This is a genomic window from Gordonia aquimaris, from assembly GCF_026262595.1.
Taxonomy (GTDB): Bacteria; Actinomycetota; Actinomycetes; order Mycobacteriales; family Mycobacteriaceae; genus Gordonia; species Gordonia tangerina.
In genome coordinates this window covers 296882-323569 of sequence record NZ_JAPKFM010000002.1, presented here as the reverse complement: position 1 = coordinate 323569, position 26688 = coordinate 296882, and the positions used below count along the sequence as shown (strand labels likewise).

The window sequence follows — 26688 nt, the reverse complement described above, 5'->3', positions numbered from 1 at the left end:
GGCAGCGTCAGCCCGACGGGGCGACATGCACCCGCGGCTGATGCTGCAGCCGAGCCAGGAGCTCGGGACGACTCCTCACTCCGAGCTTGGTGAAGATCGATTTGATGTGACCACGCAATGTTTCTGGTGTAATCCAGAGTTCCTGTGCGACGTCGGCGGTGTCCATGCCCGTGAGTAGCAATTGCGTGACCTCCTGCTCCCGCGCCGTCAACTCGTGCAGGTGGAGCAGCAAGGGAGCGATGTCGGCCCTGCGGGCCGGTTCGAGCACGACGGCCGTACTCGTAGCGTCCAGCCGCATTCCGCGGACCAGCAGCCACTCGCCGGACGCTCCCTGCGTTCGGGCAAATGCCGGCGGTCCAGCGCGCTCACCGTCGGCCAGCGCACGGGCCTGGGCCGCGACCTCGTGCACGACAACCGAGGCGTCCAACCGCGTGCAGCCGATCGAACCGAGCCAGCGCTGCGCTCGGTCCGTCGCGGTCATGACGCGTCCCGCGTCGTCCAGAACGACCATCGCGAGCTCCTGATCGGCCGAGAACTCGCTATGGTGCAGCAGGAGCCCTGCCCTGAGACCGTGCGCGACGTGCGGGGACAGGCGCGCGACGATGTCGACCTCACGGCCGGTGAACCACGGGTCGTCGGCCAACCGCGTCATACACACGTGACCCCACGTAATCTGACCCGCACGGAATACCGCACGCAACTCGTCGCCGTATCCTCTCGGACGGTAAACCTGAGCCCACCGTGCACTGCGATCGAGATGGCCGTCGGTCGCGGCGCTCAGCGACGACGCGGACTGCGACCCTCGGGCCAGGTCGACGAACTTGTTGACATCGTCGACGGTCAACTCCAGTTCGATCAGCGCCAGATGCGCCTCGCGGGGAACGTCCTGTTCGTACACCCCGGTGATGAGCAATGTGTCCGGGTCGACGAGCAACCATCCGGCCACCGCATACGGGACGTGCCGCCGAACGGCACGCGCCACGTGCTCGAGCAGTCGGAGCGGTTCATCGGTGCGCGCACAGATCCCCGCGACCTGCTCCACCAGCCGGTCGTCTGCTCGGGTGTGGCTGACCATGGTGTATCCATGATGAACCCCCGCGGCGTCTGTCGCACGAGATTTCTTGCCGGCAGATGACCTCCGCTACGTCGACAGTCGCGATGCCTGCCCACGCCCGATCCGGCTGCGAGCATATGCCTGTTTTCGAAGGCTCGCCAACCACGACGGGGCGAGTTCGACGTTCCGCGGAACGTTGCTCACAGGGTCGAGATCGAAGGCTGGGTCGGCCGGCACGTCGAGGTGCAGACGCAGCACCGGCACGAAGCGATCACCGCCGCGAGCGACCTCTACGGTGACGATGATCGGCCGGCCCGCATACACCGCTTTGCGCAGAGCATCTATCGACAACCCCGACAGATCGCCGGGTTCGACGATGTGTGCCCGCACCCAGTACAGCGAGCCGTCATGCCGGAAGGGCGTCAGGCTCGACACGGTCGCACCCAGCCAGTGCGAGGTCACCAGTGGCAGCGGGACACGGCCACCGAGCGGTGCCGGACCGGCGAGCAGCAGATCCCACACTCGGCGGTCTCGGTCTGCGGCGTCGGCGGTGACGGGTAGCCGCATGGCGATCCCCACGATGTCGGGCAATGCACCGGGCGTGCCGACCCCTTTCGACACCCGGGCGGTGACCGGCCCTGCGCACAGGGGCAGCTGGGTGTCGCCGACGACCTGCGCCTGACCTTGGCACACGAGCCCGTCGGGATGGAAGATGCGGGCGGAGCGGGCATGCGACAGCCACTCGAACGGCTTGGCCAGCAGGCTGGTGATCACTCTTACGGAATGACCATCGACGCCGGCCACCAAACCTGGGACCGCCAGGTTTGATACCGCGACTGTCGGGCAATGTCCGCTGCATGAGTTCCTTGTGGTTCCAGACTCCCGATGCGGCGTCGGATGATCGCACAGTTGCATCATCACCCGACCTAGCCGACAGCCGCTACGACCACGTCGTGGTGGGAGGCGGCATCACCGGCCTCACCACGGCGTTGTTACTGGCCAGGGCCGGACGGACGGTGGCAGTCCTCGAAGCCCGACACCTGGGCGCCGCCGCCACCGGGAACACCACCGGGAAACTGTCGCTGCTGCAGGGCACCCGCCTGTCGTCGATCTCCCGCAAGCACGGACAGACGGCCGTCGACAACTACGTGGAGGCCAACCGGGAGGGTCAAGCGTGGCTCACCCAGTACTGCCGGGCCCGCGGCATCGCGTTCGAGGAACGCACCGCGGTGACGTTCGCGACCACCGACTCTGGCGCAGCCAAGGTCCTCGAGGAGGACGCGGCCTGCCGTGCCGCGGGACTACCGGTCGAGGCCGCCGACTGCGCCGAACTGCCGTTCCCGGTGCAGGCGGGTGTCCGGCTCGACGCACAAGCCCAGATCGACCCGATGGTGGTGGCGCGCGCGTTGGCCGACGACGTGCGTGAGCACGGTGGTCAGATCTACGAGGGTGTACGCGTGCGCGGGGTGGGTCATCGTCTCTCACCGCAAGTGGTCGACACCGACGCCGGGAAGGTGCACGCGGACTCCGTCGTGATCGCCACCGGAACCCCGTTTCTCGACCGTGGCGGATTCTTCGCCCGCGTCCACGCGCAACGGTCGTATGCGGCTGCGTTCACCGTGGACGGGCCCATCCCTCAGGACATGTATCTCGGTGCCGACGACCCGTCGGTGTCGCTGCGCACCGCTCCCCGACCCGGACACGACGGCGAACAGTTGCTGCTGGTGGGCGGATTCGGCCACGAGGTCGGCAGGGTGGAATCCGAGCAGGCCCACGTCAACGACATGCTGCGCTGGGCCGAAAGCACCTTCCCCACTGCCCGGCTGGTGGCTCGATGGTCGGCGCAGGACTACACCTCGATCGACGAACTGCCCTATGTGGGAGCGATCTTGCCCGGGATCGACGGCGTCCAGATCGCGACAGGCTTCGCGAAGTGGGGGCTCACCAACGGTGTGGCCGCCGCGTTGGCCATCACCGGCCGGCTCCTCGGTTCCGCCCAAGGATGGTCGACGAGCCTGCAGCCCTGGCGCACTTCGGAACTGACGTCGGCACCGACTGCGGTGTCGACGAACCTGCAGGTGGCCAAGTACATGCTGAGCGGCTACCTCACGCTGGCCCGCTCGGCCGATCCCGCGCCCGCAGAAGGTACCGGCAAGGTAGGACACGACGGCATGGTTCCCCGCGGCGTCTGCACCGTGGACGGCACCACGACCTCGGTGGCGCCCTTGTGCACCCACTTGTACGGCGTGCTGCGGTGGAACGATGCCGAAAACAGTTGGGACTGCCCGCTACACGGCTCACGATTCGATCGTCGCGGGAATGTGCTGGAAGGGCCGGCGACGCGGCCGCTGCCGGGGTCGCCGGCGGCGTCGGACTGAGGTCGCAGACCAGCCAGAGCCCGTCAGTCCGACAGTCCGTCAACTGAACAACAACTGCCCGATCTCGAATCCCGCCCGATGCATCTCCGGAAGCTCGGACTTGTTGCCCGCAGCCACAAGCACGCCTCCCCCGGTGGTGTCGAAGAAGATGCCCGTGGTGTTCGCGGTGATGAACATGAACACAGCGATGCCCAGGAACACCAGGCCGAGCAAAAGTCCCAGCCCACTACTCACACCGAGCGAGGCGGCCGTCGCGAAGAACGTGAGTGCCAACACGATCGACACCGCGCCGTAGAACATTCGCCTGCCCGACGCCTTGGTCCCCAACGACAGCCGGCTCACGTGACGCAGCGGCGCCTCGTGCTGGATGAAGCCGTGGCGGAAGATCCCGAACAACAGGTGCGGATCATGCACGATGACCCGGCGGTCGGTGACGGTCACCGTCGTCTTGGCGTGGGTCACGAATGTGCGCGGCGTGAACTGTCCGTGATATCGGACCACTTCACCGGCGAGCAGCGCGGGCGGCATAGCTATGGTCATCGGGCACCTTTCCTGGCGGGTGTATGGAGCGCGGATGTGGGTGGGGTGGTCAGGGCAGATACACCGTCGTACCTGCCGGGCCGGACGTCGTGGAGATGAGCTTGCCCAGGCAGTGGTCGCGGTCGAAACCCTGCTGCGCACACCACGACACAGCCGCCTGCCCGGAGGGGAAAGTCTGCGAGGTGATGCTCACCCACCAACCCGACGAGGTGAACACCGGCCACTCGTCACTCCACAACAGACGCGCTCCGGAGAAGCGTTGATAGAACGACGCGAACTCGTCGAGGATGTCCTGGTTGGTCCAGACCTTGCCGTCGGCGACCAGACCGGGCTGTTTGGAACTGAGCTGCGCGACCCACCGGTCGGAGCCCGAGGTGAGGATCTCGGTGCGGTCGGCGTCGGCCTGCGCACTCAACGCCTGCGCGATGGCCTGTTCGGTATCAACCCCGGGCGGGACGTAGATCTGCGCCGGTGACACCGACACCGGCACGGCCAAGGAAGCCAGTTCCTGCGTGGTCGTCGAGCCGACCGGATTCAGACTGACCGTGAGACCTGCGGTGGCCGAACCGGGCAGACCGTAATAGCTGCCGGTCGGGAAGGTCATGGTGATTTCGCGTCCCGCCGACTCCGATCCGGGCAGGGCGATCGGAGTCGAGGAGAAGTCGAACGATCCCGACGCCACCAGACCCGCCGACGACGACACTGCCACCTGCATCGCCGAATTGGACAGCACATCACCGTCGGCACAGGAACTGGCGGCGGTCACCGTGACGGCCAAGCCATCCGGAGTCAGGGAGGCGCTGCGCGGAGTCATGGTGGGCGGGGTCGCGCATGCGGTGACCGTTGCCGACTGTGAGCCGCCACTGGCAGCCTCGTCGACGACCCACCAGTCTTTTGCCGGGCCGACGGTGAGCGCCCACGTGGCCGCTGCGAGCACCAGCACGATGACGGCGACAACCGACCAGACGATCCTCGAGAACCGGTCGGGAGCTTGTCGCGGTGGCGGCGACCAGCCTGTGGCCGTGGGAGCGTTCCGCAGAACGTCGGTGGCCGAGTCAGATTCGGCTATCTCCACGGGTTTGGGTGTGAAGATGCGGTAGACGGGAGGCTGGGCGAACGACGTGGTTGTCGCCGCCTGCGGGTCATCGACCTCCACGGGTGGTTCGACGTCGGCGCGGTGCGCGTCGCCGGGATGCCACTGCATCCAGTCGAGTTGCAGAGTCTGGTTTGTCGGCGGTGTGCCCTCGGCGTCAGACATGCAGGCACCACAAGCGCACGACGCATACCCGTGGACCGTCCACCATGAATCGACGGTAGCGGCACGTGAGTGCGCGGTCTATCGACCATTTGTGTCAAAGATGAAGGTGTCGAGCGCCGCGTTACGCGTTCTGCCACCAGATTCCGCGGTTAGCACAAACGGATTAACGGCACATTCAACCAAAGGACTGAATCAACCCAACAACCGTTGAGCCGTATTGCGCAACCTCACTTTCGGTGCTTCGATCAGCCCAGACGTCGCCGCGGCAATCAATCATGGGCGTGAGATCAGAAGGTTCTCGGGGGTATCTCTGTCCGCCACGGCATCCCGCTGTACCGCTGTTCTGTCATGTCCCACTGTGCGCTGCAGAAAGTCGAGCGATGACATTCCCCGACAACCCGGGCCCCTATCCCACATTCCCGCCATCATCTGGTTCGCCGGACAACCAGCGCAAGAAGACCCTGATTTTGGGGTCCATTGTCGCCGTGCTGGCATTGGTCGTCACCAGCATCGTCGTGCTGTCGGTGAAGTCTGAGGACGGCAATCCGTTGACGCCGGCGCTGCGATTGTTCGGCGTCGGTGAGACGCAACCGGATCCGTTCACACCGTCGGTCGCACTCACCAACCGGGAGCTGCCCACCGACGTGCAACTCGCATCCACCCGGGGTGCGCAGGACCGCGGCGTTCGCGTGGTCAACGGCACCGAACAGGGGTTGTACGGGGCCGGTGGCACCGCCAGCTGCGACGTCGCGGCGCTGGGCAATTCGCTGGCCAACGATCCGTCGGCGGCACGTGCGTGGGCGAGTGTCTTCGGCATCAACCCCAGCGACATCCCCTACTACCTCAACACCCTGACGCCGGTGGTGCTGACCGCCGACACCTGGGTCACTAACCACTCCTACCGCAGCGGTAGCGCTTATGCGTTCCAGTCGGTCCTGCAGGCCGGCACGCCGGTGCTCGTCGACGGTTCCGGTGTGCCCCGCGCGATCTGCTCCTGCGGCAACCCGCTAGCACCGCCCGCAGCGGCACCGGTCGGCGGTTATCGGGTGGTCGGCGCCCCATGGCGCAGCTATCACACGCACAATGTGGTGCGGGTGGCCTATCACACCGAGAACGTGACGGTCGTGAACAATACGACAGTCGTTGCACCTGCAGCCGATCCCACCGCGACGTTGGCGGCCGCCGCGCTATCGCTGATCAACGTCGACAACGCGCAACTGTTCACGCGCACCGTCGGCAACGTACTCAACCTCACCGGCGTACCGCCGCAGACCGGTCCCCTGCCCACGCCCGCCGACCTGAACGTGCCGTTCACCGCCACCAGCGACGAGGAAGCCGAGCAGAACGGTCTGGCCGAGGCCGGCAGCCCGCAGCCCGCGGAGGCCGTGGTGGAGCGTGCCGCCGAAGACGGCAACTCCCCCGAGATGGAGCTCAGCGCAGGCCAATCCGCACCGGCCATCGCCGGCGGCGAGTCCGCGCCCGCGGGCGGGGAATCTGCCGCAGCTCAGTCGGCGTCGGCAGCGGCATCGTCGCCCGACTCGTCCGAGCGTCCGCGCCCCACCACGTTCACCGGCTCCGGCGAGCAGATCGGCTCGTTGACCTTCGACGACGATGACACCTCGGTCAGTTGCACGGTGCCGGCCGAACCGACCACCGCCACCCGACTCACGTTGGACTGCAGCGACTCCGTGGCCCGCGAGGTCTACGCGTCGTCGCTACTGAGTACCTCGGTCGACTCGGCCACCAATGCCGAGGGAGTGTGGTCGGTCTCGCTGACCCCGCCGAACGCGTCGGCCGTCGACGTCGACGTGGCCACCGCGGTCTGGCGGGCACTCCCGGAGGTCACCACGCCGACGACCACCGATCCCACCACGCAGGCGCCTGCGCCGGCTCCCGAGATCACTCAGGAACCGACGGTGGAGACCACGACACCGGAGATAGTGACGCCGACCGAGGAACCGACGGTGGAAACGACCACACCCGAGATAACGACGACCACGACCACCACGCCGGTCGCCTGACGGTTCTATTTCTGCACGCACGTTTTCGTCGTTTTGGCCTAAAGATGTGGCCACGCCCGCTGCGTACGCTGATCCCATCGACACGCAATCGCAGCAGCCCGCGCGGCAAGAATGCGGAACATGTGGGCGACCGCTGGTGCCCTGCCCGGCCTGTGATGGGCTGGCCGGCAGCTACGGCATCGCCGGTCGCCTCACGTGCCTTTCGTGCGACAGCACGGGGCGGCAATGCCCGACGCATGGGAAATCCTGGCGTCACTGATTGTGAATTGCGCGTGCGATGACCCGATAGGGCATGATTGCGCACGTGCCTGCTGGTTTACGAATCCTCATCGCATCTCCACTCGGACACATTGTTGCCGGTCCTCTGGAGTCGGAATTCGATGACGTCACCGTTGTGGTCGCCCGCGATGACGTCGAATTCCGCAATGCAATCGCCGCCCGTGTGCGGTTCGATGTGGTCAGCGCCGACCTGATCTTCAATCGGCCCGATCTGGAATGGACCTTCGACGGTCTCGACGTCATCGAAGGATTGCACACGGTGAATCGATCGGCGCCGGTTCTGCTCGCAACTCAGGGCCATTCGATGGAAGAAGACCACCTCGCCGAGGCGCGATTGCGTGACGACGTGTCCGGCGTGATCGCGAAGTCGGACGGTCTGCGCGCACTCATATCGGCGTTGCGCACCGTAGCGCTCGGGCAACGCCTACCCACCACGGTGCCCCGCACTTCGCGTCCCGCGCTGTTCGAACTCTTCGACAGCCGTCGCGGCACCACAGCAGCGCGACTGGCCGGGGCGATCGCCTCCGGAAGTGCCTCGGACAACGCCGGATTGGCATCGGTCGCGAAGGTCTCGCAGAACACGGCGAACAAAGTGGCGAGCAGCTACATCGGACCGATGATGCTCGCGCGCAACGAGCACGACGAACGTCTGCCGCTCACACAGGCTTCCGTGTACCGGTGGTGTGGGTTGCACGCGCGCTATATCGTCAGTTGGTGCCGTCGACACGGCCACAGCGATGTTCTCGGGTCCGCGGTGTAGCTGACCGCCCTTGATCAGCTAAACAACCGCCGCAGTTGCCGATTCACCGCCGCGAGGTCAAACGCAGTCGGATCGAACGATTGTCCCGGCGCCAAGCCGGCCCACTCGCGTCGTTCGGCGTGGTCGGGGTGGCGCGGGTCGCTGACCGCAGCAACGAAGTCTTCCCACCCGGGCGGACCGCCGACGTCCTCGAGCGGTGCCATCCCCTCTCCATCGAGGACCTCTGGATGTCGCTCGTCGGGAGCCGGCTTGATGTCGGACACGGTGATCAGGTGCGACCACCCGTCGCCGAAGTCGTACTCGTAGATCATCTGCGCGCCGGGCGCACGGAGGATGTCGCCGACCATGACGTCGTATTCGCTGTGCAGATCACCGCGACCCTCGCCGGTCAGCGCGCGCTCGTCCATCCACCGTCGGCCACCGGCGATGAATTGATGCAGATGACTGTTCTCCCAGTCGAACACCGTCTGCAGGATGTCGTGGAATTCGGTCAGCGTGGTGAGTGAGTTGACGACGAGCAGCCGCCACACCGGCGGGCTCACCCCGTCGAGCTCGATCCGCACATGCAGGTCACCATCGATGGGGGCGTCGGTGAACAGGGCGTCGTCGTTGGCCGCCTGCATCTGGCCCAGTTGCGGTATCGCGGGCAGCACAGCCGGCCGGAGCGCCTCGGGCACCACGTAGGTGTCGGCTTCGAGCGTCAGCCATCCCTCCTCGATGCACGAGGCCAGCCGGCCGTGCAGCGCACGCACGAGCACTTCGCTGTATCCCAGCTTCTCCACCCAGCCGTCGATGTCGGCGCGCGTGTTCGCGAAGTTCGTGCAGCCGGCCATGATGATGGCAGCCAGACTCTCGTAGAACTGTGCGGAGAACTCGGTGTCGACGTCTTCGGGGAACATGCTGTCGATCCAGTTGGTCAATGCGTTGCGAGGAGCCTGCACCGGCGCGGCTTCCCACTCCGCCGCACTCACCACCGGCGTCGCCCGCACCGTATTCACCTTGATCAACCCCATCGCCTGCGCATAGAGCCACAGGTGGCGGAGAGGTGCGAAATTGCTCATGGAGGTGCGGCCGGCCGGCATCTCGAGGCCGAGCGCTTGGGCGAGTTCACGGGCGGCTGCCGGTTTGAGCCACCGATTCGGCGTGGTGGGGCGGCCGTCGCCCAGCCAGCCCAGCAGCACCGTGATCCGTGCCAACGGTTCGGTGGCCATCAGTGCCGCTCGTTCGGCGTCCTCGTCAACGGGTCCGATCTCGGTGGTGCCCATCATCAGCCCGACCGCAGCGGGGAGTCGCTCCTGGGCGAATGCGGGCGCATCGGGGTCACCGGCCCACCGGCCGTGCTCCGTCAAGAACCTCGCCAACGTCATGCCCGCGTAGGCGATCACCCGCGCCTGGTCGACCGGGATCGATTCTTTCTCGATCATGAACTCCAGGAAGCCACCCATGGCCTCGACGTCGTCCATCGTCCACGCGGTGGCGTCGAACTCCGGATGCACACCGGCCACCGCCTGCAACAGGATCTCGAGTTGTTCGGTGAACCCGTCGGCGGGCACCTCATCGTCGGAGAAGAGCTCGGTCGACACCCACTCCTGAAATCCGGCCGGGATCAGCGAGGATGGCGTCGTCATGGACTGCGGGAACAGCGGGACGACGTTGGATTCGCCGCGCGATGCCCGCTTGGCCTTGCGGCGATCGCGGTTCTGCTGCTTGCTCGACCTGTTCTTCGACATCACATCGCAGGGTAGTCGGACGGGCATCGCGCCTCAGCTATGCCGCCGTGGTGTGCGCCACCTGTGGACGGAACTCATCGACACAGGTGGCACACCGGCATAGCACGAACGTGCTCCACGTAACGGTTGCGCCGACTGGCTACGCGAAGAACATGCCGAAGGTCAGCAACGCACTCGCACCGAAAGATGCGCCTATGACGACGGCGGCCCGTGCGTGATCGATCACCGAATCGATTGTCTGCGACTCACGCGCGACGGCCGTTTCCTGTGCTGCTGACATCGTGGCTTCTCCCCTCGCGGTCCCGAACTCGTTCTCAACGCTAAGGAGGTGCGAGGCCGTCATCCACCGCGTCCACGACATCGTGCCATCTTCGCGACCATGGTAACGTTCCGATAACGGCCGCACCTCGCCTAGCCCGTCGGATCCGGGTCGACAGCGTCCTTGATCTTGCCCATCACACCCTTTTCGGTACCAAAAGCGGGCTTGCTCGGCTCACCCAACGCGCCGTCGTAGGTGGCGTACAACTTGGGGTCCGGCGGCGGACCGGACTGCTTGTCCCCCAGGGGCTGCGGATCGGCCAGGAAACCCATCTCGTGCTTGCCGTCGGGCGCGGTGCCGTGGGCCCATCTGCCCTTGTCCGCGTCGGGGCCGTCGGACAGGTGCCACAGGCTCGTCGCGTGTTCGGTGTGTTCCTCGTCGAGCAGATCGTCGGGCGCGATGGTGTCTTCGAGGCCGTCGGCTTTGAGTTCCTCGATGGCGGCCAGCCACAGATTCTGGTGATAGGTGTCGCGAGCCAGGTTGAACCGCAACATGTCCTTGACGCCCGGGTCGTCGGTCATGTGGAACAGCCGGGCAGTTTGCAGCCGGCCCTGCGACTCCCCTGCAGCATTGGAACGGAAGTCCGCCAGCAGGTTTCCGCTCGCGACGATATAGCTTCCATTCCACGGCACACCGTTGCTGTTGGCCAGCATCGCTCCGCCGCCGGACACGATCGCCTGCTGCGGATCCATTCCACCCAGCACAGCTGCAACCACCGGGTCTCCGGCCGCGTTCTTCGTCGAGTCGGTGGCGGGTGCACCTTCCAGCAACCGTGCGATCATGGTGGCGATCATCTCCACGTGGCCCATCTCCTCGGTGGCGATGTCCATGATCAGATCTTTGTACTTGCCCTTCATGCGGCAGTTCCAGCCCTGCATCAGGTACTGCATCGTCACCGTCATCTCGCCGTAGGCGCCGCCGATGAGCTCCTGCAATTTGTGCGCGTAGACGGGATCGGGCTTTTCTGGCTTGACGTCGAACTGCAGGTAGTCGGTGTGGCGAAACATGTTCTCTCCTCAGATGTGCAGTCATGCTCAATGCCGACGCGTTGCTGCGAGGAGCGCATTGCTGGTTCGCACCTGGAGACTGCGTTCGGCGAGGCCGCCACGGCGGAGGGTTGAACCGCAACGTGACGTCGGAATGCCCCCGTAGGCACAACCCCAAACGTCGGTCCGAGATACCGCTGCGCGGTTTGAGTTTCCATCCTCGGGGTATTCGAGGACGCCTCGTGCGAGGGCGACAGAGTTCGCACAGCGGAAAGCACGAACGACAGAGAGGTTGCGACGTGAGCGCGTCAGACGTGGTGTACACAGTGGTGGCCGAGCGGTCCACGACAACGACAGCGGTGGGCTGGATCGGCTACATCATCATCGGTGGGATCGCCGGATGGCTGGCCAGCAAGATCATGGGCACCGACGCCCAGATGGGCATTCTGCTGAATGTGGTCGTCGGCATCATCGGCGCGTTCCTGGGCGGATTCTTGCTCAGCTTCGCCTTCGACACCGCCAGCGGCGGATGGTGGTTCACCTTCTTCACCGCCCTGCTCGGGTCGGTGATCTTGCTGTTCCTGGTGAAATTGGTGACCGGTAGACGCTGACCAGATACGAACGTGCGGCACAGTGACTGGGTTTGAGGTGCCACCAGCCCGGTAACCCTGCTGCCGCGCACAGCGATGTGGAGTGGTTGCCCGAACAGGCGCTGCCCCACGTCAACCATCGACATCACGGAGGATCCGATGAGCGACAATGTGTACCGCGTGACCGAGATCGTCGGTTCGTCGACGACCAGCATCGACGACGCGATCAAGGGCGCCATCTCCCGGGCCGGCGCGACTCTGGAGCACGTGGAGTGGTTTGAGGTGGTTGAGACCCGTGGCCACATCGAGAATGGTCAGGTCGCCCACTTTCAGGTGACGTTGAAGGTCGGGTTCCGTCTCAACGAGGCCTGACCTCAGCCGACGCTCGTCGCCGACGGCGGTGCGGAACCACCCTCGCTTGCCTGGGTGCTCATCAACCGGATGACCGCACGCCGATCGGCGTCGGACGGCAACCCCATCCCGGGCTCGTACCCGTAGACCGCGTCCAGCGGCGTGGAAACGGTGCGGCCGGTGAGGATGTCGACGGAATCGCAACCGATCAGGCCGGGATGCTCGACGCCGCACGCCTGCGCTACCTTGAGCAGGTCGCGACGCAGCGTGCGGATGTAGTTCGCTGCCCGTTCGGCTTTTACCCCGGGAACCAGACCGCGCGCCAGCCAATCATTTTGCGTCGCCACCCCAGTGGGGCAGGTGTCGGTATGGCACTTCTGTGCCTGGATGCATCCGATCGCGAGCATCGCCTCGCGGGCGACGTTGACCATGTCGATACCCAAAGCGAACGCGACGATGGCATTGTCCGGCAGGCCGAGTTTGCCACCGCCGATGAAGGTGACTTTTTCGCTCAGTCCGCGTGCGGCGAAGATCCGATACACCTGCGCGAAGCCGATCTGAAACGGCAGTGACACACTGTCGGTGAAGATCAGCGGCGCTGCACCCGTACCGCCCTCACCGCCATCGACGGTCACGAAATCCGGTCCACGGCCGGTGGATTCCATCAGCTCGGTCAGTTCGTACCAGAAGTCGAGGTCGCCGATCGCCGCCTTGATGCCGACGGGCAGCCCCGTCTCTTCGGCGAGCAATTCGATCCACTCGAGCAGACTGTCGGTGTCGGAGAATTCGGCGTGACGCGACGGGCTGACGCAGTCGCGGTCGCGCGGGATGCCTCTGGTTCGGGCTATCTCGTCGGTGACCTTGGCCGCCGGTAGCAGCCCACCGAGACTCGGTTTGGCGCCCTGACTCAGCTTGATCTCCAATGCCCGCACCGGCGCCGACGCGACGACGTCGCGCAGGAGCGTGAGATCGAAGCGGCCGTCGTCGTCGCGACATCCGAAGTAGGCGGTGCCGATCTGAAAGATCAGCTCGCCACCGTGCCGGTGATATCGGGAGATCCCGCCCTCACCGGCGTTCTGCAGACAACCGGCCAGTGCCGCACCCCGATTGAGTGCCTCGATCGCGTTTCCCGACAAGGAACCGAAACTCATCGCCGAAATGTTGACCACCGACTCCGGCCGAAACGCGTGTCGACGATCGTGCGCCTGCCCGATCACCTTGGCACAGGGCACGATGGCCGAGTGGCCGGCCTGCGGCGTCGATTGCGGCACCGACCGGGCGAACGTCCGATGCTTGATCACCGCGTAGCCCGACGTGAACTCGAGGTCGTTGTCGGTGCCGAAACCGAAGTAGTTGTTCTCCTTCTTCGCCGACGCGTACACCCATCGGCGCTGATCACGGGTGAACGGGCGTTCTTCGTCGTTGGCTGCCACGATGTACTGCCGCAGTTCGGGGCCGATCGACTCCAGCCAGTAGCGGGCATGACCAAGCAATGGATAGTTGCGCAGCAGCGCGTGTTTACGCTGGAAGAGGTCGCGGGCGGCGACCGCAGCGACTGCGGACGCGGCCCCGGCGACGATGGCCGACACCGTCCTGCTCATGACTGCAGGATTCCCATAGGTCGGCTACCGAAACCCTGGTGTCGCGGGCAAGCGAGCACCTCAGTTGCGCCACCAGCTGTCGTACGGATCCACCGGCAGCGCCCGCTTGTGGCGCGTACGCAGGTAGGTGGATTCGATGACGTCGGCGGCCGCGGCCTCGACATCTTCGCCCTGCAGGTAGCGGTCGATGTCGGCATAGTTGACGCCGAGGGCTTCTTCGTCGGGTAACGCCGGGCGGTCGTCTTCGAGGTCGGCGGTGGGCACCTTGGTCCAGGTGCTCTCCGGCGCTCCGAGGTGGCGGAGAAGTTGCGCACCCTGACTTTTCGTCAGCCCGGCCAGCGGGTTGACGTCGCTGCCGCCGTCCCCATATTTGGTGAAGAATCCGGTGACCGCCTCGGCCGCGTGATCGGTGCCCACCACCAACAGGTTGCGCTCCCCCGCGATCGTGTACTGCGCAACCATTCGTTGGCGCGCCTTGATATTGCCTCGGACGAAGTCGCTGATCTGTTCGACCCCAAGGCCCTGCGCGGCGGCTGACGACGCCGCGTCCACCATGGACTTGATGTCGACGTTGCAGGTGAGGGTAGGTGCGATGAACTCCAGCGCGATGTCAACGTCGGCTTGATCGGACTGCTGTCCGTACGGCAGCTGTACCGCGACGAACTCCGCGTCACCGGAGATGCGTTCGACGGCAAGGCGGCTGAGCCGTCCAGCCAGGGTGCTGTCCTGCCCGCCGCTGATGCCGAGGACGTATCCGCGTGCCGGAGTAGTGCGCAGGTAATCGGCCAGGAATGTGACGCGCCGTTCGACCTCGTCTGCGGGATCGATGGTCGCGGCCGGGTGCAGTTCGCGTCGGATCTCGTCGCGGAGGCCGGTCATGTCAGCGTGTCCCTTCCGATCGTGTGTCGCTGGTTCGGGAGTTGTCGGCGAGCTCCAGCAGCAGGTCCAGGCTGCGTCCGATGGTCTGCGCCAAGACGCTCTCGGGTTCACCGTCGAAGACGTGGTGTTCGGTCCAGACCTCGCCGCGACGGTACATGCCGAACCACACCGTGCCGGGCGGCACATCTTCCTGGCACTGCGGTCCCGCTTCCCCAGTCACCGCCAGCGCCACATGAGCGTCCATGAGTTCGGCGACACTTTTTGCCATCGCTCGGGCGGCGTCCTCACTCACCACTGGGCCGGGCGGTGCGTGCAGCACGGCATGCTTGACCTCCTTGCGATAAGCGACGACGCCTCCGCAGTACCAGTCACCCGACGCCGTGGCGCGGCCCAGATGGGACGCGAGATTGCCCGCGGTGAGTGACTCGGCGGTGGCCACCGTGAGCTCATGACGTCCGACGAGTTCTGCGAGCTGCTCACATCGTTCGTGCACCTGTTCGTCGGTCGGTACACGATCTTCGGGTTCGGTCACCACATCCGCCTCCTCATCGATCACGGGTTCTAGCGGATACCCGCTGCGCGTCGGCAGCGAAACCTGCCGGGTGTGTCGTGCTCCCGGGATGTCCGCAACGTCACGCTGGAGCACGTGGAACGGTTCGAGGCGGTCGAGACCCGTGGCCACGTCGAAAACGGTCAGGTCGCACACTTCCAGGTGACCTTGAAGGTCAGGTTCCGTCTCAACGAGGCCTGACCTCCTGGTGCACCGGTTCCCGGTCTTTCATGATCGGTTTCATCGGGATTCTTCGCCGTCGCGGTCTCCGTCGTGATGCAATGTGGCGCGAAGCGTGTTCACGCCGGCGGCGACTGCACTCAATCGATCGTCGGTGACCTCGACGGGGTCCGGAGAGTCTCCGCGTCCGAGCTGGAGAATGACCGCGGCCACCACACCGGCACCTGCTGGATTCGGTGGTGCGTCTGCGTTCACGCGATCGTCGGCATAGGCGGATACCGCATCGGCAAGCCTGCTGGTCGCCGCGATCGCCGGAATCCACGCTCGTGCGACGGTCTCTGCGGGCGGAGGCTCGGACAACGCGCGCTGCATTCGGATGTCGAGATCTGACAGCGTGCGATAGGCGGTCCGCCGGGCAGAAACCAACGCGGTGTGACGTTCGGCTGCCGTGCGGCCATCCTCCGGGATCGGGGTGGCTGCGGTGGTGAGGAACGCAGCGATCCTCTCGGTCGCGGTGGCGAAGGTCGCCGCGACCCACGCCTGTCGGCTGTGCGGCCAGATCAGGTATCCGAACACGAGCACGATGGCCCCACCCAGCACGGTGGCCGCGATACGCTGCCAGGCGTCGTTCACCGACTCCGTACCAGGGCTGATGAGATCGATCAGCAGGATCACCACAGGTGTGATCGCCACGGCCTGCAGTGCGTAAGACCGCAACATCAGATACGGAACAGCGGCGGCAAGCAGGCCGATCGCGATCCCGATGCCGAGACCTTTAGGGACGACCACGATGATGATGCTGGCGACCGCCGCGCCCGCGATGGTGCCCAGGACACGCAGGATTGCCCTCGAGAACACCGATCCGAAGTCCGGCTTCATCACCAAGCACACCGTCAGCGGCACCCAAAACCAATGGGTCGACGGAAAATACAACTTGGCGGCCACCGCGATGCCGAAACAGAGCGCGAGCCGGCCGGCGGCCGCCACCACCTCGCCGCCAATGGCCGGAACAGTCACGGGGTGCCGTACCATCCGACCGTCGTGACCGTGGCGCACAGCCTCCGCCAGTTCGGTCATACTCTGCTCCAGCGGAGAGGGGCGCGGTGATGGGCCCCCGCGAATGCTCGTCGCGCTTTCGGTCGCCGTCGTCGACGTCGCCTCCTTCTCTGCGCTGACGACCGTGGTCAGCGCGTCCAGCTGTCGAGCAACGGCGTCGACAGCGCTCACACTCCGCTCTCCGATCAACAGCGCCTCGACACGCTCGGCGTCGAAGATGACTGCACTGGTCAGATGCCAGGTACGCAACGAATCGGTGCCGGGGACGGTCAACTCCGCGATGCGCGTCACCGCGGTTCGGCGCGCGGACTGGCACGCCCCCATGGCCGCCCCGCACCGGTCGCCGCCGTCGCGGAGGTCAGCGCTGCGGGCGTGGGCCAGGCCCGCCAGGTTGTGCAGCATCTCCTGGAGGGCCAACCGCTGGGGCCGTCGTGGTGCGATCACCATTTCGACGGCCAGCAGTGCCGCGTAGATGATTCCGCCGACGAAGTACAGTGCCAGCGGTATCCACCAATTGGAGATGCTCGAGGCACCGATCGCGATCGACGCGATCACCAGAAACTGCATCCCGGCGACCGAGAATGCGGGCCCCAGACCGGCGATCAATCCGCATCCGAGCGCAAGAGCGACCATCACCAGGATCATCGCTGCCCACGGAATGTGCTGCAGGAAACCGAGAACGTATCCGGTGGCTGCGATCGGGGTGGAGATCAGAACGATCGCAAAGTTCAAGCGGTAGGTGCCCGCACGCTCGCCCGCCGCCAAGAGCAGACCCGCCAAAGCGATCCACATCCCGGTGAGGACGTCGTCGATCAGCACGCCCACGACGAACGGCCCGCCGACGACGATGCCGCTTCGAATCATGTGCCCCACCGGCATTGTGGCCGGCTTGAGACGAACCATCTCGCGAATCCACGCGGCCGGGTGAGCTCGCGAGTCGTCGCTGGTGACGGGAGTTCGCGAACGCACGGTCACCTCCTCAAAGTGGCGAGCAGCCGATCACCGGAGAATACGAGCGACGAACGGCGTTGAGTCCGGCATGGACGCCAGGACCGCGCTCGAGTGATCGTCGTCGGGGTACACGCGGAGTTCGACCGGCTGGTTGTTGGCTTTCATCTGCGCATACAGGGAGAGCGCCGAGGGTGCCGGCACATCTGTGTCGCGCAGGCCCTGCCCGAGGAAGATCGGTCGGTCGTAGCCCTTGTAGGGCGTCGACATGTAGCGGTGGAGAGCCGGTACCAGGCCGGGAAGCGATGCCAAGGGGGCAGCGAACCAGGACGCGACGTGGTCCCCCGCCAGAGCATCCTTCAGAACGGGGTAGCACGTCTCACGGCCTTCCGCGAGCCGCGCAACGCCTTTCGCGGTCATGACCGAACTCACCCGCAGGTCGGGACGCGCCTCGTCGAGGCCCGCGAGAATGTAGGCCGTATAGGCGTTCAGACCACCCGGCAGAGCAAAAGGCGGAACGACGGGCCCCAGATTCTGGTACAGGTACTCCAAGTTCGCCGGAATTCCGGTGGCGACCACACCCCGATAGTCCAGCTTCGAGCCGCGGCTGAACTCGGTGGCATAGCGTGCACCGTTCAATGCTGCAGCGGCGCCCTGTGATTGGCCGATGATCGCCCACCGTGGGGACAGCGGAAGATCCATCTGATGGGAGGCTATGACGGCATCGACGATTGCGTGGGCCGCTGTGACCCCGTTCAGATAGCTCATCAATCCGGGCGTGCCGAGTCCCACATAGTCTGCGGCGACCACGGCGTAACCCTGATCGAGCCAATGACCGAGGTAGGTGACGTCGCGGGCGCTCCGTGGAAACGCAGAAGGGGTGCACGCGTCGGCCATCCCGACCGTTCCGTGCGCCCACGAGATCACCGGCCATCCGCCGGCAGGTGCGTGCCCCTTGGGAACGAACACCGCACCGGTACTGGTTGCCATCGCACCATGCTGATTCGGGGTCGAGAACTGGATGCGGTAGGCCTCGGCCGCCGCCGGCAGAGTCAGCGATTCGGCCAACGGGACCTGCGCGATCAGTGTCCCCGACCGCCCGGGTATGGGGCCTGAGTAGTCGGTGACGTCGAGCCCCGACCAGTTCGGCGTACCCACCGACACGTCGTCGTCGCCCCGGGCATCACCTGATGTGCCTGCACTGGCGGCCACTGCCAACAGCACTGCCAGCACAACGATCCAGAATCGTGACCTCGCGTTCACTCTCACGGGTCGGGACAGTAGCCGGTTGCGTCTCGAGCGGTGGCCACTGATGTGACTTCCGCGGAGATCTGTCAGCAATCTGCAGGCAACTGGCACGTTTTTTGCGTCGCGAGTTCCCATCTGTGCGTGCTCCAACGCAATCACGTCGCATGAGGTGTGGCACGGGATCGGTGTAACCATTGCCGCACAAGCAACGATGTGAAGGTCGGTGCTGTCCGGGACGTGAAGGAGGAGCGCGCCGATGCCGTATCTCGGCTTGATCTACCTGGTGATCCTCGTGATCGCGCTGATCGACATCATCAACACCGACGACGCGCGCGTCCGCGGCCTACCGAAACTGGCGTGGGTGGCACTCGTGGTGATCATCCCCCTTGTCGGCGCCTTGCTGTGGTTGGCGTTCGGCCGCCCGACCGCCGATGAGTTCCCCCGCCGTGCTCGTGCCGGAGGCGCCAGCGAGTTCCCCGAATACGACACTCCTGGTCGCTACATTCCGGCCGACCCAGAAGCCGACCGCGCGTTCCTCCAGCAACTGCGCGACCGCGCCGAACAGCAACGACAGTCCGCGCGAGAACAAGAGCGCCAGAAGCGGGAGCGCAATGACCCACCTGACGACTGACGTCGTCGGCGACCGGAACGTGACGGGTGCGATGACGACCGATCCCGCCGCGCGCCCGACGGTGTGCCGCCCATGACCTTGACTGCGAACGGCCTCAGCCGGACGTTCGGGCGCCACGTCGCGGTGGCGGGCGCCGACATCTCGGTGTCAACAGGGTCGATCACCGGCCTCGTCGGCCCGAACGGCGCCGGAAAGACCACCCTGCTGCTGATGCTCGCCGGACTGCTGCAACCCGATTCCGGCACGATCACCACCGACGGCGCCGAGATCGACGCGCCGCGGCTGCGATCGATGGTCGGTTGGATGCCCGATGTGTTCGGCACCTGGGACAGCCTGACCGCGGGCGAGATCCTGACCACCTTCGGTCGACTGCACGGGCTCCCCCGCACCGACGCGCGACGTCGGGCCGTCGAACTTCTGGAGTTGGTGCACCTGGCCGAGTTCGCCGACCGGCCCGCCCACGAGCTCTCGCGCGGGCAGAAGCAGCGCTTGGGTTTTGCGCGCACCCTGGTGCATCGTCCGCGCGTACTGCTGCTGGATGAGCCGGCCTCCGGGATGGATCCGCGGTCGCGGGTGGAGCTGCGGGATCAACTGCGCACGTTGGCCGATTCCGGTTGCGCCGTGGTGATCTCGTCGCACATCCTCACCGAGCTGTCGGAGATGGTCGACGACGTGATCATCATGACCGAGGGCCGCACCCGCCCCTCCGAGCTGTCGGCGGGACATCGCTGGCGCATCCGCGAGGCCAATCAGCCGGCGGCGTCGGCGATCACGATGCGCTTCGCAGACGAGCGGGCCGCCGCTCGACATCTCGCCGAAATGATCACCGCGGGCCGACAGGTCGTCGAATTCGCCCGCGTCGACACCGAACTCGAGGACGCCTATCTGGCTCTCGACGCCGACAGGACGTGACGATGACTGCCACCAGTGAGACGATGCCGACTGCCGGGCCGCCGACGCCGCGCCTCCGACGGTTTCGGCAGTGGTGCTCGGTGGTCGGGGTCCTCATCGGCCTCGAACTGCGCCAGCGGGTACGCACCACCCGCTGGAAGATCACGCTGACGGTGGCGTTCCTCGTGATTTCCGCAGTCGTGTTCGGTTCGATGTTCGTCGCGCTGAGCCCGGCGGGCGCAGCCTACCGCGACTGGGCGCAGAACCTGTACACGATCGTGCTGGGCAGTCTGCTGTTCCTGGGAATCGTGCTGGCGCCCACGTTGACCGCGACCGCGATCAACGGTGACCGCAAGGACGCCACGCTCGCCGTGGTGCAGGCGACCCCGATCAGCAATTGGCAACTTGCCGTGGGCAAATTGATCGGCAACTGGGTGAGCTGTCTGGCGTTGCTGATGGTCGCGCTGCCGTATCTGGTGTGGGCGATCGTGACGGCACCCTATGGCATCGGCCCGGGTGTCCTGGGTGTCGTCGTCTGCGCCCTGTTGTTCGCCTGCTATTGCGGTATCGGACTGGGGTTCTCGGCGGTGACGCCACGCCCGGCCGGGTCGGCGGTGTTGACCCAGGCGACGGTGTTCTTTCTGCTGCTGGGACTTCCGGCGCTGTTCGGGCTGCTCTACGCCACGACCGCACAGGAGCACCAGGTGGTGCGCGCACAGTATGACTGGCCGGAAGAATTTTCCGAACCGGTCCGGACGCCCCCGCCCTGCGCGGATGTCGAGGTGACGCAGACCTTCCATCACACCGAACGCATCTGGTGGCTGCTCGCGCCGAATCCGGTCCTGATCGTGCCCGACATCGTTGCTCCGCACGACAATCCTCCGGTCAATAGCTGGGCGTCGGACACCTCCCCGGCCGGCCCGACTCTCGCCGCGCCGATCGCGGAGATGCTGTCGTCCACGCGCATGGGCCCCTACGTCGATGCGCCGAAGTGTGCCGAGCAGACCGTCTACTTCAGCAGCTCCGGCGACGATGGACCGAGCGCGTTCTATCGCGATCAGCGTGCGCACCAACACGCCCGCGTCGGCGACAGCTGGTATCTCGGGCTGCTCATCAACGTCGTGTTCGGCGGGATCGGGTTGATCATCGCGGCGCGACGCCTACGGGTGCCGGCCGGAAGATTGCCCAAGGGTGTACGCATTGCCTGACGCGCGTATGACCGATGGATATGTGACCTCCTGGATCGAAATGATCGCGTGACGCCCCATACCTAGAGCTGCTACCCTAGCTGCTCTAGGTATAGGAGCCGGATGTTCATCGACAAGGATCTCGTGGCCGCCTCGGCAACCCCGCTGGTGTTGGGGATTCTCGCCGACGGCGAATCTTATGGTTACGCGATTCTGAAACGGGTCAACGAACTCTCCGGCGGCCAGTTGCAGTGGACCGACGGGATGTTGTATCCGTTGCTGCATCGCCTGGAGAGGCTGGGACTGGTGTCGTCGTCGTGGGGTGTCTCGGAGACGGGGCGTCGGCGCAAGCACTATGCGATCAGCCCCGCCGGCCTCGAGATGTTGGCGCAACGTCGTGCCCAGTGGGATGTCGTCGCCGATGCGCTGGATCAGGTGTGGCGCAGTATTGCGCTGCCACCGCCCGCTGAAGGGAGGGCCTGATGGACGCCGGCGCAGAATTGGAATCGCAGATCGGACAGTGGCGCGGGTTCGTCGAACGCCACCAGGCCATATCCGCGGCCGACGTCGATGAGATGGAAGACCATCTGCGCAATCAGATCTCAGACTTGTCGGCAAGCGGCCTGATGGATGACGAGGCGTTCCTGGTGGCGGTCAAACGGATGGGCGACGTCGACTCGATCTCGCGAGAGTTCGCCCGAGAGCATTCCGATCGGCTCTGGAAGCAACTCGTGCTCATGCCCGAGACCGACCGTCCCGGCGATCACCCGGCCCGTCGTGACCTGGTCGCGACGATCGGATTCGCCATCGTCGCCGGAGTTGCCGTCAAGATCGGGTCGACGATCCTGCCCGAGAACGACTTCGCCCGTAACGTCGGCCTTTTCGTGCTGCCGTTCCTCACCGGGTACTTCGCGTGGAAGCGACAGATGAGAGCGCGCACCGCGGCGGCGCTCCTGTTGCCGTTCGCCGTGGCGGCAGTCGTCCTGAACGTGTACCCCTTTGCCGAGGGCAACGCCACGGAGATCATCGCGGCACTGCATGCCCCGGTCGTTCTGTGGTTCGTCGTCGGCGTCGCGTATGTCGGCGGTGAATGGCGATCCGACCGCCGGCGGATGGATTTCATCCGCTTCACCGGCGAATGGTTGGTCTATCTGGCCTTGCTCGGCCTCGGCGGCGGGGTGCTGATCGCCCTCACGATCCAGGCGTTCGACGCCCTCGGCATGGATGTCGAATGGGTGGTCGAAGGCTGGATACTGCCGTTCGGCTCGGCCGGCGCGATGATCATTGCGGCCTGGCTGGTAGAGGCGAAACAAGCTGTCGTCGAGAACATCGCGCCCGTCCTGACGCGTGTCTTCACCCCGCTGACGACGGTCATGCTGTTGGTGCTGCTGGTCGCGCTCGCGGTGCGAGGCAGCGTGGTCGACGCCGACCGTGATCTGCTGATTTTGATGGACGCCATCCTGGTGCTCGTCTTCGGCTTACTGCTGTACGCCATCTCGGCCCGCGATCCCCTGCTGCCGCCGGACGTGTTCGATCGAATGCAGCTGATCCTCGTGGTCAGTGCGCTCGCGGTCGATGCGCTCATGCTGGCAGTGATGCTGACCAGGATCACCCAGTCAGGCGTCACCCCGAACAAGGTGGTCGGCTTGGGCATGAATGCGGTGCTGCTGGTCAACCTGTTCTGGTCTGCGTGGCTGCTCGTCGGATTTCTCCGAGGACGTGCGGTTTTCGGCGCTATGGAACGCTGGCAGACGAGGTATCTGCCGGTCTTCGGGATCTGGGCGGCGCTGGTGGTGGTGGCCCTACCCCCGATCTTCGGTTTCAACTGACCGGTCGGAGCATGCGCCACCTCGACGCACCACACGGTTCAGGGCACGATGATCGGCGCCGATCCGTCACCGAGCCGGAGTACCCCGAAGTGCCGATGGTCAAGTGTTGCAATCGTTCTGGTCTGATACACGTCGGCCAGCACGATGTTGGATGCATCGGCGATTCCGATCGGGACGTCGGAGTACCGCTCGACAACGGCAGTCGCCGCCGCCAGTCGATCGCGTGGCATCGCGGCGAGTTCCCACGCCCCCGAGGCCAGCTCAGCGAGCACCAGTCGTTCAGCGCGCGAGCCGTGCCGTGTCGACTGTGTTCTGGTGTTTGCTATCACTTACCGAACCCATCGAGAAGCTCACCCACTCGGTCAGCGGCGGGTTCACTCCCGGTGAAGAGCGCACCACGCGGACGAACGGTGTTGCGACTGAGAGCATCGCGGAGCGTTTGGCGCACGACTTCGGCCTCAGGAATCGCCCGGCGACGTGCCTCGAGCTCAATCGCTCGTTTCAAGTCGTCCGGAAGATACAGGGACATCCTCGCCATGCCACTTATGATATAGCCGGTGGCGCCTCGTAGCGGGATCACATAAGTACGTTTGCCTCGGTCGCTACTACAGGGTGTGATCGCCAGACGTCGATCGCACTTCGGCATCTACGGCGACGCCATGACCGAATGTCTCACAACGCCAACTCGATGGGCGCCACAGCACACAAAGCGTGACGACGTTGAGCACCAGCATCCCGACGTAGGGCACAGCGAAGACGAGCAGTTCGGGCACGGTGAGTGTCGCCGCCCAGCTCACGTCGTCGTACGGTTGCGGGTCGAACGTAGGCCGCCCGACGCCGGCGATCGCGAACGACCACACTGCGGACATCCACAGCAGCCCGGCTGTCGCGACCACCCGACCGAGGCGGGGTAGCTCGGTCACCGCCAAGACTCCCAACACTGTGACCGGAATCGCCGGCAGGTAGAACATCGTTCCGAAGATCATCACCAACATCCAGTTGGCCGCCACGTCCAGCGCGGATGACGGATTGGCGTGCTCGTTGAGCACTGCCATGATCGCGAACACGACGATGCAAAGCAGGAGGGGCGCGAGAACCGAACACCACGCCCACCGCCTGATCGAGTGCATGACTCCGATGCTGCCACGACGGAACCGCCACTCGAAGGCAACATCCTTTCTGAGGGCGCAGGCTTGTCGACGTAGTGTCCGATTCACTCATCGGCGCGTGCACCACCTGTCGCAGGTGGGATCGACTCGGTGATCATCGCTGACACATCTATGGGTGTGGGTTGCGCCGACGAGTGACGATGAGCTCGAAAGAGCCGCTTGCGGTCGCAGATCCAGACATTCGGACCATCCGCAGCGACCGACCGGGGCTTGTCGACGGACCAGCTGACGTGTGGCGTCAGGGTGGCGGCGTCGAGGATGGTCAACCGCGGCTCTCTGGGCAGCGTCGTGTTCAGGTCGTCCGGCGGCGGCAGCGGCCACCATTGCGTGGCCAGATCATCGGAGTCTCGTCGTGCACGAAACGTCTCGATCCACACGTCGTCATCGACCCCGCCGCCCGTGATGGGCTCTTTGGGTAGGCGATCGGCCGGGCCGAGCGTCAGGTCGTCGTTGACGATCGCCGCCTGCCCGCGGCCGTAGAGGATGCGTAGCGGTGTACCGGCCAAGGCCGGCCACGCATGCCGACCCAACTGCTCGAGGACCGGTCCGACGCTCACCTCCCCGGAGGTGCTGACCCGCACCAGCCGCAACTGTGTGGAGCCTGCCCGGGACAGCAGCACGAAGTCGCCGGTGTGGCGGTCAACGCCCGGGAAGCCGATGGTCTCCGAGTCGGGAAGGTCGACGGGCAGCGGTGGTCGGTCCGGTTCGTAGAGCGTCCACCCCCGGGTCGCGTGGTGAGCGAGGAGCGTCTCGCCGCTGACCGCTGCAATGGCGGCACCGACGTCGGCGACTCGGTACGCTCCCTCCCCGGCGGTGATGCGGTACACCGCTCGTGGCTCCGTCGCCCAACAGCCTGTGGGAGTGGCATATACGCGGCGAAAGTCGGCGGGCAGTCCCGGAAGCACGTATTCGACAGCGTCGTTGGCCCGGGTGTCGATGCGGGCGACCACCGGCAGCTCGGTGTCGGAGACCCACACCGTCGAATCGCCGGCAACGGAGACGTGACCGGGCACGACACGTGGGCGAACGGGCGGCGGTGCAACGTCATCGAGGTCGAGGTCGATCAAGATCGCGGTGTCCCGGTAGCCCATGCCGTCGGCGGTCACGGTGACATCGTCTCCGTGAAAGTGCGGGGCGCGCTGGACGTCTCGGTAGTGGGCCGGTGCCCCGCCGATGACCTCCCACGAGTCGTCGACGGGTCGATAGGCCTCGGAGATGATGCGCACGCGGGTGATGCGGCCGCGCACGCGTCCCGGGTTGTCGACGTTCAATGCCGACGTGAAGTAGCCGGTCAGCTCGACGGGTCCGGTCAGCGGTCGCGTGCCATGCCAAGTGGCGGTCCAGCCGTCGCCGCGCAGTAGACCTTGCCACATCCAATAGGACACACCGGCGTCATGATCGTGGTGCTCGAACGGCCCTCGGTCCTCGAGTTCGAGCACGCCGCGCACCGTCATGACCTCGGCATCTCGCACGCGACGGCTGGCGAACGCCGACCCGGCTTCGACGAAGCCGACCGGAAAATCGGTGACCGCTCCAACCCGGGGAGGTGCGAGCGCTCCGTCGCCCACGGACATCTCAACGACGCGCACCAACAAACGACGGGGGCGCCTCATGCGCCTTTCTGCAGACTCAGCATAGGGAGACGGTAGCACCGAGTCGGTCGGCGCGGGTGTGCGGTCGTGTGGGCGCGGGCGCTTGGTCGCATCGACACGAAACGCCCAATCGACCGAAACCAGCGCACAGTCAACGGAAAACGGCGCCCAGTCAACGAAATCTAGCGCCCAGTCAACGAGAAACGGCACCCGGTCAACGGGCGAGGGAGCCCGGCTACGGCAACCGGTTGAGCAGGTGAATCTCCACCACCACGGACCCGACGGCAACGAGCGCGGCCAGCACCACCGCCGTCGCCGACGCCCCGACGAAGATGAGCAAGAAGGTGACGACGAACCCGAAGGTCGCGAGCAATGCCGAGCACAATGCCTCCGTCGGCCCCCATCCACCGTCGGAACCACCACCGGGCGCCGGCGCGTGCGACGGCCCGAGCGCGACACTCATCGTGCGGCCTCCGCCGACCTGACGGTGGCACCCGCGTGGTCCACGTCCCGCGCAGGGTCGGCAGCTGCCATCACCGAAGTCCACCATTGTTCCCGCGGCGACGGATCCGGCCATCGGACCGGCGGCAGTATGAGATCGGATTCACGCGCAGTCATGGTGTCCTCCTTGTCATTCCGGCGGTGAAGCGCTGGCGCGAAA

The 26688-nt window shown here is 65.6% G+C and carries 26 protein-coding genes and 1 pseudogene; 11 read left to right on the top strand and 16 right to left on the bottom strand.

Annotation, left to right across the window (positions count from 1 at the left end; genetic code table 11):
- Positions 1 to 7: 7 nt before the first annotated feature.
- Entirely contained in the window at positions 8 to 1075 is a 1068-nt protein-coding gene (locus OSB52_RS03480) for a helix-turn-helix transcriptional regulator (protein WP_266060172.1), read from the bottom strand.
- Between the two features lie 66 nt (positions 1076 to 1141).
- Positions 1142 to 1828: a hypothetical protein gene (locus tag OSB52_RS03475; protein ID WP_266060170.1), complete on the bottom strand. Its 687-nt coding sequence runs from the start codon at positions 1826 to 1828 to the stop codon at positions 1142 to 1144.
- An 83-nt stretch (positions 1829 to 1911) separates the two neighbouring features.
- Between OSB52_RS03475 and OSB52_RS03470 the strand changes: the two genes are divergently transcribed.
- Positions 1912 to 3432 (top strand): FAD-dependent oxidoreductase, encoded by a 1521-nt coding sequence (locus OSB52_RS03470; RefSeq protein WP_266060169.1) that lies wholly within the window; start codon positions 1912 to 1914, stop codon positions 3430 to 3432.
- Positions 3433 to 3471: 39 nt separating this feature from the next.
- Here OSB52_RS03470 and OSB52_RS03465 read toward each other — a convergent pair whose 3' ends face one another.
- Positions 3472 to 3972: a hypothetical protein gene (locus OSB52_RS03465; RefSeq protein WP_266060168.1), complete on the bottom strand. Its 501-nt coding sequence runs from the start codon at positions 3970 to 3972 to the stop codon at positions 3472 to 3474.
- Between the two features lie 49 nt (positions 3973 to 4021).
- The gene (locus OSB52_RS03460) at positions 4022 to 5230 is read right to left on the bottom strand and encodes a hypothetical protein (RefSeq protein ID WP_266060166.1); all 1209 of its coding nucleotides are present in this window, start codon (positions 5228 to 5230) and stop codon (positions 4022 to 4024) included.
- Positions 5231 to 5610: 380 nt separating this feature from the next.
- On the opposite strand from OSB52_RS03460, the gene OSB52_RS03455 reads away from it, so the two are divergent.
- Both OSB52_RS03455 and OSB52_RS03450 read left to right on the top strand, forming a co-directional pair.
- Entirely contained in the window at positions 5611 to 7251 is a 1641-nt protein-coding gene (locus OSB52_RS03455; protein ID WP_235725963.1) for a DUF6777 domain-containing protein, read from the top strand.
- A 292-nt stretch (positions 7252 to 7543) separates the two neighbouring features.
- Positions 7544 to 8290 carry an MSMEG_1198 family transcriptional regulator gene (locus tag OSB52_RS03450; RefSeq protein ID WP_268900573.1) on the top strand — a complete coding sequence of 249 codons (747 nt, stop codon included), beginning with the start codon at positions 7544 to 7546 and terminating at the stop codon, positions 8288 to 8290.
- Positions 8291 to 8304: 14 nt separating this feature from the next.
- On the opposite strand, the gene OSB52_RS03445 is transcribed toward OSB52_RS03450, so the two are convergent.
- From OSB52_RS03445 to OSB52_RS03435, 3 genes are all read right to left on the bottom strand, one after another.
- Positions 8305 to 10020 carry a plasmid pRiA4b ORF-3 family protein gene (locus OSB52_RS03445; protein ID WP_235725961.1) on the bottom strand — a complete coding sequence of 572 codons (1716 nt, stop codon included), beginning with the start codon at positions 10018 to 10020 and terminating at the stop codon, positions 8305 to 8307.
- Between the two features lie 139 nt (positions 10021 to 10159).
- Positions 10160 to 10300, bottom strand: a complete 141-nt coding sequence (locus OSB52_RS03440; protein WP_235725960.1) for a hypothetical protein — start codon at positions 10298 to 10300, stop codon at positions 10160 to 10162.
- Between the two features lie 131 nt (positions 10301 to 10431).
- Positions 10432 to 11346: a manganese catalase gene (locus tag OSB52_RS03435; protein WP_266060165.1), complete on the bottom strand. Its 915-nt coding sequence runs from the start codon at positions 11344 to 11346 to the stop codon at positions 10432 to 10434.
- 278 nt (positions 11347 to 11624) lie between these two features.
- Between OSB52_RS03435 and OSB52_RS03430 the strand changes: the two genes are divergently transcribed.
- Positions 11625 to 11936: a GlsB/YeaQ/YmgE family stress response membrane protein gene (locus tag OSB52_RS03430; protein ID WP_235725958.1), complete on the top strand. Its 312-nt coding sequence runs from the start codon at positions 11625 to 11627 to the stop codon at positions 11934 to 11936.
- Between the two features lie 138 nt (positions 11937 to 12074).
- On the top strand, positions 12075 to 12287 hold the full coding sequence (locus OSB52_RS03425; RefSeq protein ID WP_266060164.1) for a dodecin: 213 nt from the start codon (positions 12075 to 12077) through the stop codon (positions 12285 to 12287).
- 2 nt (positions 12288 to 12289) lie between these two features.
- Here the strand turns inward: OSB52_RS03425 and OSB52_RS03420 are convergent, their stop codons facing one another.
- The 3 genes from OSB52_RS03420 to OSB52_RS03410 are packed head-to-tail and all read right to left on the bottom strand — an operon-like array spanning position 12290 to position 15281.
- On the bottom strand, positions 12290 to 13867 hold the full coding sequence (locus tag OSB52_RS03420) for an FMN-binding glutamate synthase family protein (RefSeq protein ID WP_266060163.1): 1578 nt from the start codon (positions 13865 to 13867) through the stop codon (positions 12290 to 12292).
- Between the two features lie 60 nt (positions 13868 to 13927).
- Positions 13928 to 14746 carry an NAD(+) synthase gene (gene nadE / locus OSB52_RS03415; protein ID WP_235725955.1) on the bottom strand — a complete coding sequence of 273 codons (819 nt, stop codon included), beginning with the start codon at positions 14744 to 14746 and terminating at the stop codon, positions 13928 to 13930.
- 1 nt (position 14747) lies between these two features.
- A complete protein-coding gene (locus tag OSB52_RS03410) occupies positions 14748 to 15281 on the bottom strand; it encodes a CinA family protein (protein WP_372512317.1) in 534 nt (177 codons plus the stop codon).
- Between the two features lie 114 nt (positions 15282 to 15395).
- On the opposite strand from OSB52_RS03410, the pseudogene OSB52_RS03405 reads away from it, so the two are divergent.
- A pseudogene (locus tag OSB52_RS03405) lies at positions 15396 to 15497 on the top strand (dodecin domain-containing protein); the annotation flags it as partial.
- 39 nt (positions 15498 to 15536) lie between these two features.
- Here the strand turns inward: OSB52_RS03405 and OSB52_RS03400 are convergent.
- Both OSB52_RS03400 and OSB52_RS03395 read right to left on the bottom strand, forming a co-directional pair.
- Positions 15537 to 17501: an FUSC family protein gene (locus OSB52_RS03400; protein WP_266060162.1), complete on the bottom strand. Its 1965-nt coding sequence runs from the start codon at positions 17499 to 17501 to the stop codon at positions 15537 to 15539.
- Between the two features lie 30 nt (positions 17502 to 17531).
- Complete coding sequence (locus OSB52_RS03395; RefSeq protein WP_372512316.1) at positions 17532 to 18719, bottom strand: alpha/beta hydrolase family protein; 1188 nt, start codon at positions 18717 to 18719, stop codon at positions 17532 to 17534.
- A 265-nt stretch (positions 18720 to 18984) separates the two neighbouring features.
- Between OSB52_RS03395 and OSB52_RS03390 the strand changes: the two genes are divergently transcribed.
- The 5 genes from OSB52_RS03390 (at position 18985) to OSB52_RS03370 (ending at position 23266) form a co-directional block, all read left to right on the top strand.
- Positions 18985 to 19359 carry a PLD nuclease N-terminal domain-containing protein gene (locus OSB52_RS03390; protein WP_266060161.1) on the top strand — a complete coding sequence of 125 codons (375 nt, stop codon included), beginning with the start codon at positions 18985 to 18987 and terminating at the stop codon, positions 19357 to 19359.
- A gap of 72 nt (positions 19360 to 19431) precedes the next feature.
- Positions 19432 to 20271 (top strand): ABC transporter ATP-binding protein, encoded by an 840-nt coding sequence (locus OSB52_RS03385; protein ID WP_266060159.1) that lies wholly within the window; start codon positions 19432 to 19434, stop codon positions 20269 to 20271.
- Positions 20272 to 20273: 2 nt separating this feature from the next.
- Positions 20274 to 21458, top strand: coding sequence for an ABC transporter permease (locus OSB52_RS03380; protein ID WP_266060157.1), 1185 nt, complete (start codon positions 20274 to 20276; stop codon positions 21456 to 21458).
- Positions 21459 to 21560: 102 nt separating this feature from the next.
- Positions 21561 to 21920: a PadR family transcriptional regulator gene (locus OSB52_RS03375; protein ID WP_235725950.1), complete on the top strand. Its 360-nt coding sequence runs from the start codon at positions 21561 to 21563 to the stop codon at positions 21918 to 21920.
- Positions 21920 to 23266: a permease prefix domain 1-containing protein gene (locus OSB52_RS03370; RefSeq protein WP_266060156.1), complete on the top strand. Its 1347-nt coding sequence runs from the start codon at positions 21920 to 21922 to the stop codon at positions 23264 to 23266. Before OSB52_RS03375 ends, OSB52_RS03370 begins: the two co-directional genes overlap by 1 nt.
- A 38-nt stretch (positions 23267 to 23304) precedes the next feature.
- Here the strand turns inward: OSB52_RS03370 and OSB52_RS03365 are convergent, their stop codons facing one another.
- The 4 genes from OSB52_RS03365 to OSB52_RS03350 all read right to left on the bottom strand — a co-directional run bounded on the left by OSB52_RS03365 (position 23305) and on the right by OSB52_RS03350 (position 26490).
- On the bottom strand, positions 23305 to 23538 hold the full coding sequence (locus tag OSB52_RS03365; RefSeq protein ID WP_266060155.1) for a PIN domain-containing protein: 234 nt from the start codon (positions 23536 to 23538) through the stop codon (positions 23305 to 23307).
- Between the two features lie 333 nt (positions 23539 to 23871).
- Entirely contained in the window at positions 23872 to 24396 is a 525-nt protein-coding gene (locus tag OSB52_RS03360) for a hypothetical protein (RefSeq protein ID WP_235724039.1), read from the bottom strand.
- A gap of 83 nt (positions 24397 to 24479) precedes the next feature.
- On the bottom strand, positions 24480 to 26009 hold the full coding sequence (locus tag OSB52_RS03355; RefSeq protein WP_266060154.1) for a hypothetical protein: 1530 nt from the start codon (positions 26007 to 26009) through the stop codon (positions 24480 to 24482).
- A gap of 253 nt (positions 26010 to 26262) precedes the next feature.
- Positions 26263 to 26490 (bottom strand): hypothetical protein, encoded by a 228-nt coding sequence (locus OSB52_RS03350; RefSeq protein WP_266060153.1) that lies wholly within the window; start codon positions 26488 to 26490, stop codon positions 26263 to 26265.
- Between the last annotated feature and the right edge of the window lie 198 nt (positions 26491 to 26688).